We start from the raw sequence: 17,485 nt of genomic DNA on the forward strand, positions 1-17,485 counted from the left end.
CTGGCGCAACGCGCTTGAGAATAGTGGCTGTTGATGTTCGCGGTGAAGGCGAGGTCGAGCCGGACCGGACCGCTCAGAAGACGACCTGCGCCAGCGCCGGAACCGCCACGCCCAGCAGGGCCAGGATCACCGCCGCCACGGTCTGTCCCGTGATCGTGGAGCTCGGGCTGCTCGCGACCATGGCGAGCAACTCGATGTTGCGGGCGGTCTGTTCGTCGACCGGGCGCTGGGCCGTGGGCACCTCGTCGGGCAGCAGCTCCGAGATCCTGCGCAGGCTCTCGGCCTTGGCCTCGCTGATGGCCATGGACAGGCGCCACTGGGGGAGCAGGGAGAAGACGGCGGCCATGATGACGGTCGAGGCGATGATGGCCCACTTGACCACCGAGACGCTCGTGTCGTGCCGTCCGCCCGAGTATGCCCAGCTCAGCACCGGGACGAGTCCGGCCGCCGTGCCCAGGGAGATCATCAGCGATGCCAGGCGGTACGCCGCCGACATCTTCTCCATGCCGGGCGTCCTGGCGGGCGCGGACCACAGCAGCTTCGCGTGGCCCCGGCGGGACACGGTGGTGGCCAGCCGGCCCGCGTTGAGCAGCCAGTAGCCACTGGAACCGTACAGAGCGCCCGTCAAGGCGACGGTGGCGTACGACATGACCGCCACGAAGACGGAGTCGCCGTCCCCGCCGCGGGCACCTCCGGATGCGAGCGTGTTGGCGGTCAGCAGGCCGCCCGCGAGCAGCACGCTGCCGATGAGCATGGCCCGCAGCTGCCGCCCCCGGGACGTCTTGCGGTCGAGCCAGTCGTGAACCGCCGTACGCCCGACGGGAGTCAGCATCGCGTCCAGATCCTCGGTCACCCCGAGGAAGAGCCAGCACACCCACCAGTGCAGGGCGATGGCGATGACGTCCAGACCGACGAAGAACGCGGTCCATCCGAAGTGCGAGAGCACGTCCTGCTTGTGGGCGAGTCCCGTGCCGATCGCCACCGCGGCGAGGAGGGCCGGGGCAAGAGTGACGAGGGCGAAGGCGAGGGTCTGACCGCGGGCCCAACGGCGGCCCCCGGAGGGGGACATGCTCATCCCCGTGAGCCGGAGCACGACGATGTTGGGGATGTCACCGGACGGCCAGCGCCGGTACAGATCGCCTCGTTGCGGCATGGCCGACCACTACCCACGTCCAGGCCCGCGCGCACACGAAAGAGCGGCGAGCACGGGGACCGTCCCGTGCTCGCCGCCAGTTGCTGCCGCCCGACGACGGGCGACTGGCAGGACATGCATACCTGTCGCCGGGCGGATTCTGTGGAGGCGATGGGTGGGACCGCGGCGGCAGCGACGGACCGTGGGTTCCTCTTCCCTCAGGTCGAGAAGGGGAGCCCAGGACCTTTACCACCGCACTGGCTCGCGAGCCGCCGCGGTCCTCGCCTTGCCCGTGCCACGGGACCACCCCTCATCCGGGTCCGTGGTGCGGGCTCATCGCCGGTGAGTCGACCTCCCGTCAACTCACCGGCGAAGCTGGGGAGTTACTCCCGGCTCAGTCCTCGCGCAGGGCGCGGACGGCCTCCTCGACGCGCTTGCCGTAGTCGGCGTCGGCGGCGTGGAAGTGGGCCAGGTTCTTCTCGATGACGTCGTCGCGGGAGACCTGCGAGAGGCCGCCGGCGATGTTCGCCACGAGGCGGGACTTCTCCTCCTCCGACATCAGGCGGTAGAGCTCACCGGCCTGGAAGAAGTCGTCGTCCTTGGTGTGGGCCGGGGCCTCGTGCGTGCCCGTGTAGCCGTTGATGGCGAGCGGGGCGGACAGCGGCTGGCCGGTCTCGGTGGGGCCGTCGTACGAGTTGGGCTCGTAGTTCTTGCGCGAGCGGGCGTAGGCGTTGGCCGCCATGAAGCCGTCGCGGCCGTAGTTGTCGGCCTGGGTCGCCTTGGGGGCGTTCACCGCGAGCTGGGTGTGGTTCACACCGAGGCGGTAGCGGTGGGCGTCCGCGTAGGCGAAGAGGCGGCCCTGGAGCATCTTGTCGGGGGAGGGGCCGATGCCCGGAACGAAGTTGTTCGGGGAGAAGGCGGCCTGCTCGACCTCGGCGAAGACGTTGTCGGGGTTGCGGTCCAGGACCAGGCGGCCGACGCGCTGCAGCGGGTAGTCCTTGTGCGGCCACACCTTGGTGAGGTCGAACGGGTTGAAGCGGTACTCGGCCGCGTCCGCCGCCGGCATGATCTGCACGTGCAGGGTCCAGGACGGGTTCACGCCGCGCTCGATGGCCTGCAGCAGGTCGGTCTGGTGCGAGTTCGGGTCCTTGCCCGCGATCTCGGCGGCCTGCTCGGAGGAGAGGGAGCGGATGCCCTGGTTCGTCTTGAAGTGGTACTTGACGAAGAACGCCTCACCCTTGGCGTTGGTCCACTGGTAGGTGTGGGAGCCGTAGCCGTTCATGTGGCGGTACGAGGCGGGGATGCCGCGGTCGCCCATGAGCCAGGTGATCTGGTGCGTGGCCTCGGGGGCGTGCGCCCAGAAGTCCCAGACGTTCTCCGGCTCCTGCTTGCCCGTGAAGGGGTCGCGCTTCTGGGAGTGGATGAAGTCGGGGAACTTCAGCGGGTCCTTGATGAAGAAGACCGGGGTGTTGTTGCCGACGAGGTCGTAGTTGCCCTCTTCGGTGTAGAACTTCAGCGCGAAGCCGCGGGGGTCACGGACGGCGTCCGCGCCACCGAGGTTGTCGGCCACGGTCGAGAAGCGCAGGAAGACCTCGGTGCGCTTGCCGACCTCCTTGAGGAAGTCCGCGTGCGTGAAGCCGGTGACGTCGTCGGTCACCTCGAAGTAGCCGTACGCGCCGGAGCCGCGGGCGTGCACGACGCGCTCCGGGATGCGCTCACGGTTGAAGCGGGCGAGCTTCTCCAGCAGGTGCTGGTCCTGGAGGAGGAGCGGGCCACCGACGCCGGCGGTGGCGGAGTTCTGATTGTCGGCGACGGGAGCGCCGGACTCGGTCGTGAGCACACGCTTCGACATGGTGGCGAGGTGACCTTCCGTACGGAACTGCTGGAACTGCTGACGGTGACGCGAGACTAAGAGCGCCTGACCAGCTAAGTCAACAGTTTGTTGAAGTTGAGTGAACGGGCATGGTTCCGGGCCGCGGCGACGCTTGGGCGCGACAGGACAGGTGTCAGCGCCGCCGCGACCCGGAAGTCTGTGAGCTGCTGTGGCGGCGGCTCACCCGCCGCCACAGCAGGGCGTTACAGCTGGGCGCCGGAGAGGCGCTCGACCGCGCGGAGCAGCGCGGAGTGGTCCAGGCCGCCGTCGCCCTGGGCGCGCAGCGAGGCCACCAGCTGGGCGACCGTGGCGCCGACCGGGAGGGCCGCACCGACGTTGCGGGCGGCGTCGGTGACGATGCCCATGTCCTTGTGGTGCAGGTCGATCCGGAAGCCGGGCTTGAAGTCGCGGTTGAGGAAGTTGTCCTTCTTGCGGGTCAGGACGGTCGAGCCCGCAAGCCCCCCGTTCAGGACGTCGAGCGCGGCCTTCAGGTCCACGCCGGACTTCTCCAGGAAGACCACGGCCTCGGCGCACGCCTGGATGTTGACGGCGACGATGAGCTGGTTGGCGGCCTTGACGGTCTGGCCCGAGCCGTGCGGACCGCACAGCACGATGGTCTTGCCGAGAGCGTCGAAGACGGCCTTGGCCTCGTCGAAGTCGGCCTTCTCGCCGCCGACCATGATGGACAGGACGGCCTCGATGGCGCCGGCCTCACCACCGGAGACGGGGGCGTCCAGGACGCGGATGCCCTTGTCCTTGGCGGCCTTCGCCAGGTCGACCGAGGTCTGCGGGGTGATCGACGACATGTCGATGAGCAGCGCGCCCGACTTGGCGTTCTCCAGGATGCCGTCGGCACCGTACGCGATGGCCTCGACCTGCGGGGAGGCGGGCACCATCGTGATGACGACGTCGGCGTCCTTGACGGCCTCGGCGATCGACGTGGCGGCGGTGCCGCCGGCGGCCGCGAGGCGGTCCAGCTTGTCCTGCTCCAGGGTGAAGCCGGTGACGGAGTAGCCCGCCTTGATCAGGTTCTCGGACATGGGCGAGCCCATGATGCCGAGGCCGACCCACGCGATCTTGGGGAGGTTGCTCATGAGGGTACTGCCTTTCTGGAACTGCTGGTCTACGAGGGTGAGTTGAGGCTGTGCGGGCGGCGCTCAGCGCGCGGCGCGGGCCTCGCGGGGCAGCCACTCGAAGGAGGCGGCGGCGTCGGCGGCCTTGTACTCCAGGCCGACCCAGCCCTCGTAACCGACCTTCTTCAGCTGGTCGAGGAGCTCCTCGAGGGGGAGCGAGCCGGTGCCCGGAGCGCCACGGCCCGGGTTGTCGGCGATCTGTACGTGGCCGGTCTTGGCGGCGTACTGCTCGATGACCGAGGGGAGGTCCTCGCCGTTCATCGAGAGGTGGTACAGGTCCATGAGGAACGTCGCGTTGCCCAGGCCGGTCGCCTCGTTGACCTTGTCCACGATCTCGATGGCCTTGGGGGCGCTGACGATCGGGCAGAGCGGCGACTCGGGCTTGTTCAGGGCCTCGATGAGCAGGGTCGCGCCGACGCGGTCGGCCTCACGGGCCGCGAGCACCAGGTTCTCCAGGGCGAGCTTGTCCTGCTCGGCCGGGTCCACGCCCTCGACGCGGTTGCCGTAGAGGGCGTTGAGCGCCTTGCAGCCGAGGGCCTTGGCGAAGTCTGCCGCGACCTTGAGGTTCGCGCGGAACTTGTCGCTCTCCTCGCCGGGGATGGAGAGGGCGCCGCGGTCGGGGCCGGGGAGCTGGCCCGCGTAGAAGTTCAGGCCCACCAGCTGGACGCCCGCGTCCTCGATCGCCTTCTTCAGGGCGTCGAGCTCGGCCTGCTCGGGGGTGGGGGCGTCGACCCAGGGCCACCACAGCTCGATGGCCGTGAAGCCGGCCGCCGCGGCGGCCGCGGGGCGCTCCAGGAGCGGGAGCTCGGTGAAGAGGATCGACAGGTTCACATTGAAGCGCTGGTCGGTGTACGCCATGAGGAGTTCCGCGCTCCTTCCGTATTGCGGAAGTTCATTTCTGCTTGATGGAAGACTGCCTGCGATCCGCCGAAGCTGTCAAGAGGGGGCTGCCAGAAATCAAGAACCGCGCAGTAGGTTGTCGCCGTGCGATTGAGAGTGGAGTTCACGACCGAACCCTTCGACCTCGACGAGGCCCCGCCCCACGCGGTCGTCGCCCGTGAGGTCATTCAGGGGGCCCAGCTGGACGCGGTGGACGTCGGCCCGTTCGGCAACACCGCGGAGGGCGGTGCCGACGCGGTGCTCACCGCGGTCGACGCACTGCTGCGCAAGTCCCTGGCCGCAGGTGCGACGCGCGTCTCGCTCCAGGTGAACGTGGTCGGTGAGCCGGGCGAACCCGACGAGCCGGTGGAGGGGGCTGACAGATGACCGGGATCGGGGAGGACCCCTTCGTCGCGGCGGTCAAGCCGCTCGTCGACGCGATGGGCGGCGAGATGCTGGACCCGGACGAGGCGGGTACGGACGACGTCGTACTCAGCTGGGAGGGCCGCGACGTAATCGCCGTACGTCTGCCGCAGCTCGCCGACTCGCTCGACCATATTCTGCTCGCCCTGGAGCGCAAGCAGGGTCGCCCCCTGTCCGAGCTCGACCGGAAGGCGAAACAGGAGGTCGTACGGATACTGGAGGCGCGCGGCGCCTTCTCCGTGCGCCATGGCGTGGAGACTGTGGCGAGCGCCCTAGGCGTCAGCCGCTTCACTGTGTACAACTACCTGAACAGGGAAAACTCCGCCGCCAAGGAGAAATAGCGCGGTCGTCGCGGAGGAGTCGCCCGGTCACACAGAGCGCCCCGCGTCACTATGAGCAAGCAAGCCGTCACCCGAAATGCCGGGTGGCGGCTTCTTTGTTCAAGAGATTTCAACAAAGTGTTGACGCGGTGTTGTTGAAGGTCTTAGCTAATGCGCAGCCCGTCCAGCACAAGGCCACGGAGGCTTCCCGTGACTTCGAGCAACACCCCGGGACTTTCCCGGTTCAACGCCTTGGAGGAGGCCGCGGCCACCGCCGCGCTCCACGAGGCATGCGCCTCTTCGGCGTGGGGAAGCAAGTTGCTTGCCCAGCGCCCCTTCGCCACCGTCGACGCCCTTCTCGTCGCGAGCGACGCCGCCATGGCCGAGCTCACCGCCGAGGACCTGGCCGAGGCGATGGCGGGGCACCCGCCGATCGGCCGCCCGAAGCCGGGAGACCCGACCTCCGCCCGCGAGCAGCGCGGGATGGCCGGGGCCTCCGAGGAGCTCAAGGCCGAACTGCTCGAACTGAACCTGGCCTACCAGGAGAAGTTCGGACACGTCTTCCTCATCTGCGCGACCGGCGCCACCGCCGAGTTCATGCTCGGCCAGATCAAGGTCCGGATCGACAACGACGCGGAGCAGGAGCGGGAGATCGTCCGCACCGAACTGGGCAAGATCAACCGCATCCGTCTCAACCGCCTCGTAGAAGAAGGGGAGTGACCCGACCGATGAGCACCGAGACCACCGCTTCGGTGTCCACGCACATCCTGGACACCAGCATCGGCCGCCCCGCCGAGGGCGTCGCCATCTCGCTCGCCGCCCGCTCGGGCAGCGACGCCGCGTGGCAGCACCTCGGCAAGAGCGCCACCGACGCGGACGGGCGCTGCAAGGACCTGCCGGCGCTGCCGGAGGGCACCACCCACGTACGGCTCGACTTCGAGACCGAGGCGTACTTCCTGAGCAAGAACAACCAGCAAGCCGAGGCGCAGCAGGACGCCCCCGCGAATCGGGACAGCGGCACGAACGGAGCGTTCTTCCCGGAGGTGGCGATCACTTTCGCCGTCAAGCCGGGCGAGCACTACCACGTGCCGTTGCTGCTCAACCCGTTCGGCTACTCCGTTTACCGAGGGAGCTAGCAGACATGCCCACCATTCTGGGACAGAACCAGTACGGCAAGGCTGAGAACCGGGTCGTAAAGATCACGCGGGACGGCGACACCCACCACATCAAGGACCTCAACGTCTCGGTCGCCCTCTCCGGTGACCTCGACGACGTCCACCTGACCGGCTCGAACGCCAACTGCCTGCCGACGGACACCACGAAGAACACCTGCTTCGCGTTCGCCAAGGAATACGGCATCGAGTCCGCCGAGCAGTACGGCATCCACCTGGCCCGTCACTTCGTCGACAGCCAGCCGTCGATCCACCGGGCGCGCATCCGCATCGAGGAGTACTCCTGGGAGCGCATCGCCGGGTCCGACTCGAACTCCAAGTTCATCGGCTCCGACGAGGTCAAGCACTCCTTCGTCCGCAAGGGCCAGGAGACGCGGCTCGTCCAGATCACCTACGACGGTGAGAAGTTCGAGGTCCTGTCGGGTCTGAAGGACCTGACGGTGATGAACACCACGAACTCCGAGTTCTGGGGCTACATCAAGGACCGCTACACGACGCTGAAGGAGGACTACGACCGCATCCTCGCGACGTCGCTGTCCACCTGGTGGCGCCACAACTGGACCTCCGACGACGAGCGCATGCCGCAGTGGGAGAAGTCCTACGAGCAGGCCAAGAAGCACATCATCCAGGCATTCGTGGAGACCTACTCCCTCTCGCTGCAGCAGACCCTCTTCCAGATGGGTTCGCGGGTCATCAACAACCGCAGCGAGATCGACGAGATCCGCATCTCGGCGCCCAACAAGCACCACTTCCGCCAGGACCTCTCCTTCTGCGGCGTGGACAACGAGGCGAAGGACGGTGCCGTGTACTACGCCGCCGACCGCCCGTACGGCCTGATCGAGGCCACGATCCTGCGGGACGGCGCCGACCAGCGCATCCCGGTCGACATGACCAACCTCTGACGCGGGACGCGCGCCCCCGCTCCGCCCAGTCGGGCGGGGGCGCGCCACACCGGAGGGAACGACAGCAATGGCACAGCCTGCAAAGGGGCCGGCAGCAGCCGAGGGCCCGTGTTCCACCCCACCGGAGAAGGCCGACGACACAGCGGCTGACACAGCTGACGGCGACTCAACCGCCCCCTGTCATCCGGTGGATGAAAAGCTCCACTTCTCGCGGCTCGTCCCCGCCGCTCTCCAGCACATCGCCGCCATGTACGCCGGCGTCGTCACCCCTCCGCTCATCATCGGCCAGGCCGTCGGCCTGGACACCGCCGCCCAGACGCGGCTCATCGCGGCCGGCCTGCTCATCGCCGGGCTCGCCACCATCCTGCAGACGCTCGGCGTCAAGGGCTTCGTCGGCAACCGGCTGCCCTTCGTCAACGCCGCCTCCTCCGCGGGCATCGCGCCCATCCTCGCCATCGCCGAGAACAGCGCGAAGGGCCATCAACTCCCCGCCATCTACGGCGCGGTGATGGTCGCGGGCGTCTTCTGCCTCGCCGTCGGGCCCTTCTTCGGACGGCTGCTGCGCTTCTTCCCGCCGCTCGTCACCGGTGTCGTCATCACTCTCATCGGCGTGACCCTGATGCCCGTGCCCGTCGGCTGGGCGCAGGGCGGCGACAAGGAGTCCCCCGACTTCGGCGACATGCGCTTCCTCGCGCTCGCCGGGTTCACCCTCGTCGTGATCCTGCTCTTCCAGCGCTTCGGCCGCGGCTTCCTCAAGCAAGTCGCCCTGCTCATGGGCCTGTTCATCGGGACGCTCGCCGCGATCCCGTTCGGCCTCGCCGACTTCAGCTCGCTTCGGTCGGCGCCCGTCGCCGCGCTCCCCACGCCCTTCGCCTCCGGCGCCCCCGAGTTCCAGCCCGCCGCGATCCTCTCGCTGTGCATCGTGATGCTGGTCCTGATGACCGAGTCCTCGGCCGGGATGCTCGCCCTCGGAGAGATCTGCGAGCGCAAGACCGACGGAAAGACCATCACCCGCGGCCTGCGCACGGACGGCATCGCGACGCTCGTCGGCCCCGTCTTCGGCGGCTTCCCCACCTCGGCCTTCGCGCAGAACGTCGGCGTCGTCTCGCTCACCCGGGTCCGCAGCCGCTACGTCGTGGCCGTCGCCGGTGGCGCGCTCATCGTGCTCGGCGCCTTCCCGGTGCTCGGCGCGGTCGTCAACACGGTGCCGATGCCGGTGCTCGGCGGTGCGGGCATCGTCCTCTTCGGCTCGATCGCGGTCAGCGGCATCCGTACGCTCTCCGAGGCCGGACTCGACGACAGCTCCAACATCGTCCTGGTGGCCGTCTCGCTCGGCTGCGGCATCATCCCGCTCGCCGCGCCCACCTTCTACGCCGACTTCCCCGCCTGGGCGCAGACCGTGCTCGGCTCCGGCATCAGCGCCGGCGCGCTCGTCGCCGTCTCGCTGAACCTCTTCTTCCACCACCTCGGCACCCGCGGCAGCACCACCGCCGCGGCACTCAAATCCTCCTAGGGTCCTGCCGTGCCCCGCCCCCAAGCTCTTAAGGAGCAGGGGGGACCCCCTTCCGCCACTCAAGGAGGTAGCACCATGGCTGCTACGGCACCCCCGCAGCGCATCGTCATCGAGAACGCCGCGATCGCGACGGTCGACGCCGACGACACCGAGTACGCCTCGGGTCATCTCGTCATCGCCGACAACACGATCGAGTCGATCGGTGCGGGCCGGGCCCCCGAGGGCCTGGAGAACGTCGTACGCCGTGTCGACGCCACCGGCCACCTGGTCACCCCGGGCCTGGTCAACACGCACCACCACTTCTACCAGTGGATCACCCGGGGCCTGGCCACGGACCACAACCTCTTCAACTGGCTGGTGGCGCTGTACCCGACGTGGGCGCGCATCGACGAGCAGATGACCTACGCGGCGGCGCAGGGCTCCCTGGCGATGATGGCCCGGGGCGGTGTCACCACCGCGATGGACCACCACTACGTCTTCCCGCAGGGCTCCGGCGACCTGTCGGGTTCGATCATCCGGGCCGCCTCCGAGATGGGTGTCCGCTTCACCCTGGCCCGTGGCTCCATGGACCGCAGCGAGAAGGACGGCGGCCTGCCCCCCGACTTCGCCGTCGAGACCCTCGACGGCGCGCTCGCGGCAACGGAGGAGACGGTGCGCAAGCACCACGACGCCTCCTTCGACGCGATGACGCAGGTGGCCGTGGCCCCCTGCTCGCCCTTCTCCGTCTCCACCGAACTCATGCGCCAGGGCGCCGAGTTGGCGCGCCGCCTCGGGGTGCGGCTGCACACCCACGGCAGCGAGACGGTCGAGGAGGAGAAGTTCTGCCACGAGCTGTTCGGCATGGGCCCCACCGACTACTTCGAGTCGACGGGCTGGCTCGGTGACGACGTGTGGATGGCGCACTGCGTCCACATGAACGACTCCGACATCGCGGCATTCGCCCGTACCGGTACGGGAGTCGCGCACTGCCCGTCCTCGAACGCGCGCCTCGCGGCCGGCATCGCCCGCGTCCCCGACATGCTCGCCGCCGGCGTCCCCGTCGGCCTCGGCGTGGACGGCACCGCCTCCAACGAGTCCGGCGAACTCCACACCGAGCTGCGCAACGCGCTCCTCATCAACCGCCTCGGCGCCCACCGCGAGGCGGCGCTCACCGCGCGCCAGGCCCTGCGCCTCGGCACGTACGGGGGAGCCCAAGTCCTGGGGCGGGCCGACAACATCGGCTCCCTCGAAGTCGGCAAACTCGCCGACCTGGTCCTGTGGAAGACCGACGGCATCGGACACTCCTCGATCGCCGACCCGGTGACCGCCATCGTCCTCGGCGCGGCGGCCCCGGTCACCCTCTCCCTCGTCAATGGCAAGCCGGTCGTCGAGAACGGACGCCTGCTCACCGCCGACGAGGACGCCATCGCCCGCTCCACGCGGGAGGAGGCGCAGCGACTCGCGCGCATCGCCGCCGGGAGCTGACCCCTGGATCTCCGGTCAGGGGGGACGGCCCCTGACCGGACTTGAGCAGCCGAGCGGGCTGCTCAAGTGCCGCCCCGGGACGTGGCCCAAAGCCTCACGTCACCGGGGCGGTCAGTACTCCATCAGTACGACCTGGGCGCAGAACAACCGCATACCGAGCACGTCCTTGCACGTCCTTGCACCACGCACCACCTCCCAGAAGCAAAGTGCCGGTCCGCAGCCGGTACTGGAAAACAACCGGAGGAGCCACAGTGGCCACACAGCCCAGGTTCACCAAGCAAGGCACCACCCCGGACGCCTCCGCGGAGGAGGCGTCACCCGACGGAACGGCCACCCCCGAGGGGGTCCATCCCGTCGACCAGAAGCTCCCCCCGCTCAAGATGGCCACGACGGGCCTTCAGCACGTGGCGGCCATGTACGCGGGAGTGGTCGCACCCCCGCTCATCGTGGGCGCGGCAGTCGGCCTGTCCCCCAAGGAACTCACCTTCCTCACCGGCGCCTGCCTCTTCACGGCGGGCCTCGCGACCTTCCTCCAGACGCTCGGCATCTGGAAGATCGGCGCCCGCCTCCCCTTCGTCAACGGCGTCACCTTCGCGGGCGTCGCCCCGATGCTCGCGGTCGTCGACTCGACGAAGGACAAGGACGACGCGCTGCCGATCATCTTCGGCGCGGTGATCGTCGCGGGCGTCCTCGGCTTCATAGCGGCACCCTTCTTCTCCAAGGCGATCCGCTTCTTCCCTCCCGTGGTGACGGGCACGGTCATCACGCTCATCGGCATCTCGCTGATGCCGGTGGCCTTCGGCTGGGCACAGGGCCCGAACCCGGCGGCGAAGGACTACGGCTCGGAGAAGTACCTGGCCCTTGCGGGCATCACGCTGGTGATCGTCCTGCTGCTGCGCCGCTTCACCACGGGCTTCGTCAAGCAGATCGCGGTCCTGTTGGGCCTGGTCATCGGCACGGTCGTCGCGATCCCCTTCGACGTCACGGACTTCAGCCCCATCGGTGACTCCGACATCGTGGGCTTCCCCACCCCGTTCCACTTCGGCGCCCCGCAGTTCGCGGGCGCGGCCATCGTCTCGATGATCGTCGTCATGGTGGTCTCGATGACGGAGTCGACGGCGGACATGCTGGCGCTGGGCGAGATCGTGGACCGTCCCGCCGACGAGAAGGTCATCGCGGCGGGCCTGCGCGCCGACACCCTCGGCTCGGCGATCAGCCCGCTCTTCAACGGCTTCATGTGCAGCGCCTTCGCCCAGAACATCGGCCTGGTCGCGATGACGAAGATCCGCAGCCGCTTCGTGGTCGCGGTGGGCGGCGCCTTCCTCGTCCTCATGGGCCTGATGCCGGTCGCGGCCTCGCTCATCGCGGTCGTGCCCCGCCCGGTCCTGGGCGGCGCGGGCGTCGTCCTGTTCGGCTCGGTCGCGGCGAGCGGCATCCAGACGCTGGTCAAGGCGGGCCTGGAGAAGGACAACAACGTCCTGATCGTCGCCGTCTCGCTGGCCGTCGGCCTGATCCCGATCTCGGCGCCGGAGTTCTACCACGCGTTCCCCGAGCGCGCAAAGATCATCCTCGACTCGGGCATCTCCACGGGCTGCGTCGCGGCGGTGGTGCTCAACCTCGTCTTCAACCACATCGGCAAGGGCAAGGACGAGGACGACGTGACGGCGCCGATGGAGCCGGGCCGGGAGATCTCGGAGTCGCGCGTGCCGGGCGCCGAGGTGCCGGGGCAGGTGGCGGCGCACTGATTCCGTTACGTGTCTCAGGGACGCCGCCGCTCGGCGTCCCCGTACTCCCAAGTGAGCGCGCCGCCCTGCCAGTTGGGGCGGCGCGCTAGTTGGTCGAGCGATGTGGCGTACTCAGCGCAGTCCGGCGAAGAGATCGTTCTCCGGTACGGGGGCGCCGGTGGGGTCCTGGACCCGTACGAAGGTCTCCATGCCCATCAGCTCGCCGAACCTCTCCTTGCCCATCTTGAGGAAGAAGATGTTCTCGCCCTGGCTGGCGTGCGCGGCCAGCGAGTCGAACTTCTGGCCGCTGAACGCGGTGGTGTCGACCCACGTGCTGATCTCGTCGTCGGGCAGCCCCATCTTGGCCATCGCGGCGGCCTCCTCCGGATCGGGCTCCGGCATGTCCGGGTGGAACTCGCGCATGATCTCCCCGAACCGCCGCATGCCCGAGTGGGGCATGGTCGTCCAGTACACCTTGGGGGTCAGCGGGTTCGCGTCCCGTGCGGTCAGCTCCACGGCTGCCATGGTGATGCGGTGGGCCTGGATGTGATCGGGGTGGCCGTAGAAGCCGTTCTCGTCGTAGGTGACGACGACATCGGGCCGGTAGTGCCGCATGAGCTCCGCGAGTCTCGTGGCACCTTCCTCGACGGGCGTCCGCCAGAAGGCCCCCGGGGCATCATTGCTCGCCCACCCCATCATCCCGGAGTCGGCGTAGTCCAACATCTCCAGATCGCTGACCTTCAGGACCTCACAGCTGGCCTCCAGCTCCTGCCGCCGCATCGCGGCGACGGCGGCTGCGTCATGCCCGTCGTCCCCCGGCTTGACCCCTTCGGGCCCGTCCCCGCAACCACCGTCGGTACAGGTCACGAGCACCGTGCGGATCCCTTCCGCCGCATACCGCGCGAGGACCCCTCCGGTGCTGGTGGCCTCGTCGTCGGGGTGGGCGTGCACGGCCATGAGCGTCAAGGGGCGGTCAGTCATGAAGGGGTCCTCCTGCGAAAGTACGTCGTGGTCCGAGTGCGCGCGGCGTGCGACGCCGGTCCCTCACTCAATCACTCCGTGCAACAGCGCAAGCCGGACCGGGTGTTCCCGGGGGCCGTCACGTGTCCCGGGGACGCTCTTGCTCGACGTCCCACCGCTGCCAAGCGAGCGCGTCGCCCCGCCAACCGGGGCGGCACGCCGCGTACCCGAGCAGGACCGGGGTGACGAGTCCGTCCCCGCCCTGCTCGGCGGGGAGGGGCACCTCGGCCCGGTAGTGGGCGTCGGGGCCTCCGTCCCGGAATTCGAGGACCATCGTGAGGTCTTCGTTCAGTGCGATTTGGAGGTAGTGCTGATCGGCGTTCGGGCGGTCCGGGTGTTCCAGGACGAGGAAGGGCCGGTTCAAGTTCAGCCCGGCGAACAGGCGTTGGAGCTCCTTTTCGGACGGGTCGTCCCAGGTGTCGCCGAAGGCGTCGTGGACGCGCAGCCGTGGGCGCAGGCCGTCCGGGTTCTCGCTGCCCGTCCTGTCAGTCACGCAGAGCCGCATCCGCGAAGCTGGTCACCTCGTCGGCGCCGAGGCGGCGGGGAGACTCTTGCTCCGGTACTCGCGCACCGGTCAGCAGCCAGTCGCCGTCCCACTCCACACGGAACAACTCGCCCCGGAAGTTCTGGAACTCAACGAAGCTGCCGGGGGCGTTGGCGAGCAGCTTCAGCTCGCGCTGGAGGGTGTCCTCCTTCGCGAGGATGCCCTCGGGATTGTCCGTACCACCCTTGGTCACAGTGTTGTCGAAGCGCATCCGTAGATAGGGAGTGGGCTCACGATCGAGTTTCGCGGTGTTCAGGTAGCGCACGAAACTCTCTCGCGCATCGTCCATCGAATAGGACTCCGGGCTCGCGAACTCGCAGTGGTAGCCCGGGAATACCGCGATGGTCACTTGCTGCAGCTCCGGCTCCTTCACCTCGTGATAGCGGTGTACGCCGGGCCGCGCTGCCGCAAGCACATCGAATGCTCGGCCGGCGCCAGAGGGGAGGCCAGGCAACGACTGGAGTGGTGGCGCCGAGTTCGCCACCAGCCGATCGCTGTTCTCTCGGGCCGTCATGAGGAGGGAGCGGACCAATGCTTCGTCATACGAGTCACGAGCGTTTACCTGGAAGATGTGCCTACCGTCCGCACTGAGCGCCGCGGCGAAGTCGAGGCCCGGGGCGGGCGACCAATGCCAGGCATCGGGAACGCCGGAGAGCTGCTCGGCACCCGGAAAGGTGGACACCACGACGGCCGGATCCACATGAATCTCCCATTGAGAATGATTAATCAAGCACCTCGGCAGGAATAGGATCCTTGTCCCAGTCCAGAACATGCCGATCCGCTGGGCGGTTGCCCCCCATGTCCCGCTCCTTTCCCCCGCGGCCACGCACTGTCAATACCTCGTCAAGCTTGTACGAAGATGCCGTACGGATGGGTGAAGCCGCAAAGTCAGAGTGCGTGACGGGTCCCCAGATCCAGCAGTGCCTCCGTCACCGGCCCCGGGTCGAGGGGGCCCACGTGGGGCGCCCCGGGGAAGTTCCGTACGTGGAAACGGTTGTCGGGGGTCAGGGCGTCCGCCTCCGCGATCATGCGGTCCTGGAGTGCGGGCCTTACCAGGCGGTCCTTCGCGAAGCGGAGGTACGTGCGGGGGATCGTGCCCCAGGTTGCTGCTTCGCCTACCGCTCGCTCCGCCGGTGGGCGCGTCGACTCGTCCGGCTGGAGGCCCGCCAGGACGCGGTGGAACGCTGCCTCCGGGTAGTTCGCGCAGGTCATTTCCTTGAGCGTGGCCAAGTGCTTGCTGTTCTGCGTGCGGAGGTTGAGTCTGATCACCCCCAACTCGGCTGGGTCACCGATCACTTGGTCCGCGGGCGTGATCGCGTCCGCCGACTCCGGTGACGTCATGCACGCCTCGTTCGTCGGCATGCTCTCGCTCGGGCAGTACGCCGCCATGTAGCAGAGGTGCTGGAGGAGTTCGGGGACCGCGTTTCCGACTCGGGAGAGGGAGAGGCCGCCGAGGCTGTGGCCCACCAGGATCGCCTTGCCGTTCGCCGCGTGCCGTGCCGCCCTGCGCACCGTCTCCGTGACCCTGCGCTCGAAGTCGTCCAGGCCGATCTTCGCCAGGGGGGTGGGCTGTGTCGCCAGGGCCGTCAGGTCCTGCGTCTGGTACGCGGGCGGGTAGTACGCCTCCGCGCCGTGCAGGGGCTGGTCCAGGGCCACCACGCGGTGGCCGCGCAGGGCCAACTCCGTTGCGTACGGCTGCCAGAACGCACCCGCGCTGTTCGTGCCGTGTACGAGGACGTATGTGTGGGGAGCCTTGTTGCCTTTGCCTTTGCCTTTGCCTTTGCCTTCGCCTTCGCCTTTGCCGGTGCGGGCCGTGGCCGACGAAGTGGTCGCCCCCAGAGTCAGCGCCGCCCCGCCCGCCAGCGCGCCCAGTCTGCGCATCGCCGTCCTCCGGTCCGTGTGCCCGTCCGTGTGCCCGTCCGTGTGCCTGTCCGTGTGCCTGTCCTTGGTCATGGGCTTCACGCTATGGACGGGGAGCGGGGGCGGACAATGCGGCCAGGGCCCGGGGGGAGAGGGGGGCAGGGTCCACCATGGGGGTGGGGTCTAGCGCGGGCGGTGGTGGTCCAGATGGTCCCGGTGGTCCGGGGGCTCGAAGGTGGTGCTCGGGGCCGGGCCCGGTGTGGGGACGTCCGACGGCTGGCAGAGGACCAGCGCCACGTCGTCCGTGAGCGTGCCGCCCGAGTGCGCTGTCACCTGGTCGTACAGGCGGTCCAGGGCCGCGTCCGGGAGCGGGTCCGAGAGAGCCTCCGCGGCCGCCTCCAGGAGGGGGAAGTGCGTGCCCTCCGTGTCGCGCGCCTCGATCAGGCCGTCCGTGTAGAGGAGCAGGCGGTCGCCGGGGGAGAGGCGGAAGCGGTACTGCTCCGGGTCCGGGCGCAGGCCCAACGGGAGGGCGGGCTTGGGGGGTTCGAGGAGTTTCACGCCCGAGCCCACGCGCAGGGGTGGCGGGTGGCCGCAGTTGACCGTGCGGACCTCGCCGCTGCCGAACTCCACCAGGACCGCCGTGACGAACTCCTCGTCGGCCAGGCGCGGCGTGAGGCGCGCGTCCAGGCCGATGGCCACCGACCTCAACTCCCTTGTCTGGTACGCCAGGTCGCGGAAGCCGGAGATCGTCGCCGCCGTGAGGGGCATCGCCTCCGCTCCGTGTCCGCGCACGTCCCCGACGATGACGCGCAGGCCGAAGGGGGTGAGCGCGCAGTCGTACAGGTCCCCGCCCACCGTGGTCTCCGGTGCCGCGCAGTAGTGGCGGGTGCGGACGAGCGTCCCGGCGAACTCCGCGGCCACCGGCGGCAGGATGGCCGCCTGTGCGATCCGTGACACCTCGCTGACCCGCGCCAGGTCCCGTTCCAGGGAGGTGCGGTGGGCCGCCGCGTGCACGCTCAGGACACTGCCCGTGAGCAGCCCGCCCCAGTGCGCCGCGAACCCCGGGCTCCAGGCGCGGCCGTCCACCAGGAGGCCGAGGAGCAGCGCGACCGCGCCGACCGCCGCCGTGCGCCGGGCGTCGAGGCGGAGTCCGGCGAGCACGGGGGCGAGCAGCAGCAGGCCCGAGAGAGGGGAGAGGACGTGCGTGAGAAGGCCCAGGACCGTGAGCAGTGCGCAGATTCCCAGGGGAGGGAGCAGCGGGAGGAGGGGGCGCAGGGGGAGTTGCCGGAGTGGTGGGAGTGGTGGGAGCAGAGGGCGTTGCCTGCGCGGCCGACCCGCCCCGCCCACCCTTTTGTCGGCGGTCATGAGCTGCTGCTCCCCCTCGGAGGTCGGGCACGGCCGTGGTGAGGGGCCATGCTCCACCCAACCCGGTGGGGCCGGCGGCACTTGAAAGGTGTCGGGTGCAAGGCGGCAGGTTGTGATGGGGAACGTCCGGTTCTGATCAGTTGCCGGGATGGGGTGAAGGG

Annotated in this window: 17 protein-coding genes; 8 read left to right on the forward strand and 9 right to left on the reverse strand. The window is 69.0% G+C overall.

All coding sequences use genetic code 11. The features are described 5' to 3' along the window. Positions 1-73: 73 nt before the first annotated feature. The 4 genes from ACQB60_RS28730 to ACQB60_RS28745 all read right to left on the reverse strand — a co-directional run bounded on the left by ACQB60_RS28730 (position 74) and on the right by ACQB60_RS28745 (position 4,996). Positions 74-1,153: a hypothetical protein gene (locus ACQB60_RS28730; protein ID WP_496928990.1), complete on the reverse strand. Its 1,080-nt coding sequence runs from the start codon at positions 1,151-1,153 to the stop codon at positions 74-76. Positions 1,154-1,526: 373 nt separating this feature from the next. Beyond that, complete coding sequence (locus ACQB60_RS28735) at positions 1,527-2,984, reverse strand: catalase (RefSeq protein WP_496928991.1); 1,458 nt, start codon at positions 2,982-2,984, stop codon at positions 1,527-1,529. 224 nt (positions 2,985-3,208) lie between these two features. Further along, on the reverse strand, positions 3,209-4,099 hold the full coding sequence (locus ACQB60_RS28740) for a 2-hydroxy-3-oxopropionate reductase (RefSeq protein ID WP_496928992.1): 891 nt from the start codon (positions 4,097-4,099) through the stop codon (positions 3,209-3,211). 63 nt (positions 4,100-4,162) lie between these two features. Continuing rightward, positions 4,163-4,996 (reverse strand): TIM barrel protein, encoded by an 834-nt coding sequence (locus tag ACQB60_RS28745; RefSeq protein WP_496928993.1) that lies wholly within the window; start codon positions 4,994-4,996, stop codon positions 4,163-4,165. A 126-nt stretch (positions 4,997-5,122) separates the two neighbouring features. Between ACQB60_RS28745 and ACQB60_RS28750 the strand changes: the two genes are divergently transcribed. From ACQB60_RS28750 to ACQB60_RS28785, 8 genes are all read left to right on the forward strand, one after another. Continuing rightward, complete coding sequence (locus tag ACQB60_RS28750) at positions 5,123-5,404, forward strand: YkoF family thiamine-binding protein (protein ID WP_496928994.1); 282 nt, start codon at positions 5,123-5,125, stop codon at positions 5,402-5,404. After that, the gene (locus ACQB60_RS28755; protein WP_496928995.1) at positions 5,401-5,781 is read left to right on the forward strand and encodes a helix-turn-helix domain-containing protein; all 381 of its coding nucleotides are present in this window, start codon (positions 5,401-5,403) and stop codon (positions 5,779-5,781) included. The genes ACQB60_RS28750 and ACQB60_RS28755 overlap by 4 nt, the downstream gene beginning before the upstream one ends. A 189-nt stretch (positions 5,782-5,970) precedes the next feature. Then, positions 5,971-6,480 carry a 2-oxo-4-hydroxy-4-carboxy-5-ureidoimidazoline decarboxylase gene (gene uraD, locus ACQB60_RS28760; RefSeq protein ID WP_496928996.1) on the forward strand — a complete coding sequence of 170 codons (510 nt, stop codon included), beginning with the start codon at positions 5,971-5,973 and terminating at the stop codon, positions 6,478-6,480. 8 nt (positions 6,481-6,488) lie between these two features. Beyond that, entirely contained in the window at positions 6,489-6,896 is a 408-nt protein-coding gene (uraH, locus tag ACQB60_RS28765; protein WP_496928997.1) for a hydroxyisourate hydrolase, read from the forward strand. A gap of 5 nt (positions 6,897-6,901) precedes the next feature. Beyond that, the gene (gene pucL / locus ACQB60_RS28770) at positions 6,902-7,834 is read left to right on the forward strand and encodes a factor-independent urate hydroxylase (protein ID WP_496928998.1); all 933 of its coding nucleotides are present in this window, start codon (positions 6,902-6,904) and stop codon (positions 7,832-7,834) included. Positions 7,835-7,901: 67 nt separating this feature from the next. Next, positions 7,902-9,347 (forward strand): nucleobase:cation symporter-2 family protein, encoded by a 1,446-nt coding sequence (locus ACQB60_RS28775; protein WP_496928999.1) that lies wholly within the window; start codon positions 7,902-7,904, stop codon positions 9,345-9,347. Between the two features lie 75 nt (positions 9,348-9,422). After that, positions 9,423-10,811 carry an 8-oxoguanine deaminase gene (locus ACQB60_RS28780; RefSeq protein WP_496929000.1) on the forward strand — a complete coding sequence of 463 codons (1,389 nt, stop codon included), beginning with the start codon at positions 9,423-9,425 and terminating at the stop codon, positions 10,809-10,811. A gap of 380 nt (positions 10,812-11,191) precedes the next feature. Continuing rightward, a complete protein-coding gene (locus tag ACQB60_RS28785) occupies positions 11,192-12,556 on the forward strand; it encodes a nucleobase:cation symporter-2 family protein (protein WP_496929186.1) in 1,365 nt (454 codons plus the stop codon). Between the two features lie 111 nt (positions 12,557-12,667). Here the strand turns inward: ACQB60_RS28785 and ACQB60_RS28790 are convergent, their stop codons facing one another. The 5 genes from ACQB60_RS28790 to ACQB60_RS28810 form a co-directional block, all read right to left on the reverse strand. After that, the gene (locus tag ACQB60_RS28790) at positions 12,668-13,516 is read right to left on the reverse strand and encodes a PIG-L family deacetylase (protein WP_496929001.1); all 849 of its coding nucleotides are present in this window, start codon (positions 13,514-13,516) and stop codon (positions 12,668-12,670) included. Between the two features lie 118 nt (positions 13,517-13,634). Then, positions 13,635-14,048 carry a hypothetical protein gene (locus tag ACQB60_RS28795; RefSeq protein ID WP_496929002.1) on the reverse strand — a complete coding sequence of 138 codons (414 nt, stop codon included), beginning with the start codon at positions 14,046-14,048 and terminating at the stop codon, positions 13,635-13,637. Next, positions 14,041-14,799 carry a hypothetical protein gene (locus tag ACQB60_RS28800; RefSeq protein ID WP_496929003.1) on the reverse strand — a complete coding sequence of 253 codons (759 nt, stop codon included), beginning with the start codon at positions 14,797-14,799 and terminating at the stop codon, positions 14,041-14,043. Before ACQB60_RS28800 ends, ACQB60_RS28795 begins: the two co-directional genes overlap by 8 nt. A gap of 188 nt (positions 14,800-14,987) precedes the next feature. Continuing rightward, a complete protein-coding gene (locus tag ACQB60_RS28805; protein ID WP_496929004.1) occupies positions 14,988-16,052 on the reverse strand; it encodes an alpha/beta fold hydrolase in 1,065 nt (354 codons plus the stop codon). A gap of 90 nt (positions 16,053-16,142) precedes the next feature. Then, positions 16,143-17,324 (reverse strand): PP2C family protein-serine/threonine phosphatase, encoded by a 1,182-nt coding sequence (locus tag ACQB60_RS28810; RefSeq protein ID WP_496929005.1) that lies wholly within the window; start codon positions 17,322-17,324, stop codon positions 16,143-16,145. Positions 17,325-17,485 lie beyond the last annotated feature (161 nt).

The sequence above is a fragment of the Streptomyces odontotermitis genome, assembly GCF_050510915.1.
Taxonomy (GTDB): domain Bacteria; phylum Actinomycetota; class Actinomycetes; order Streptomycetales; family Streptomycetaceae; genus Streptomyces.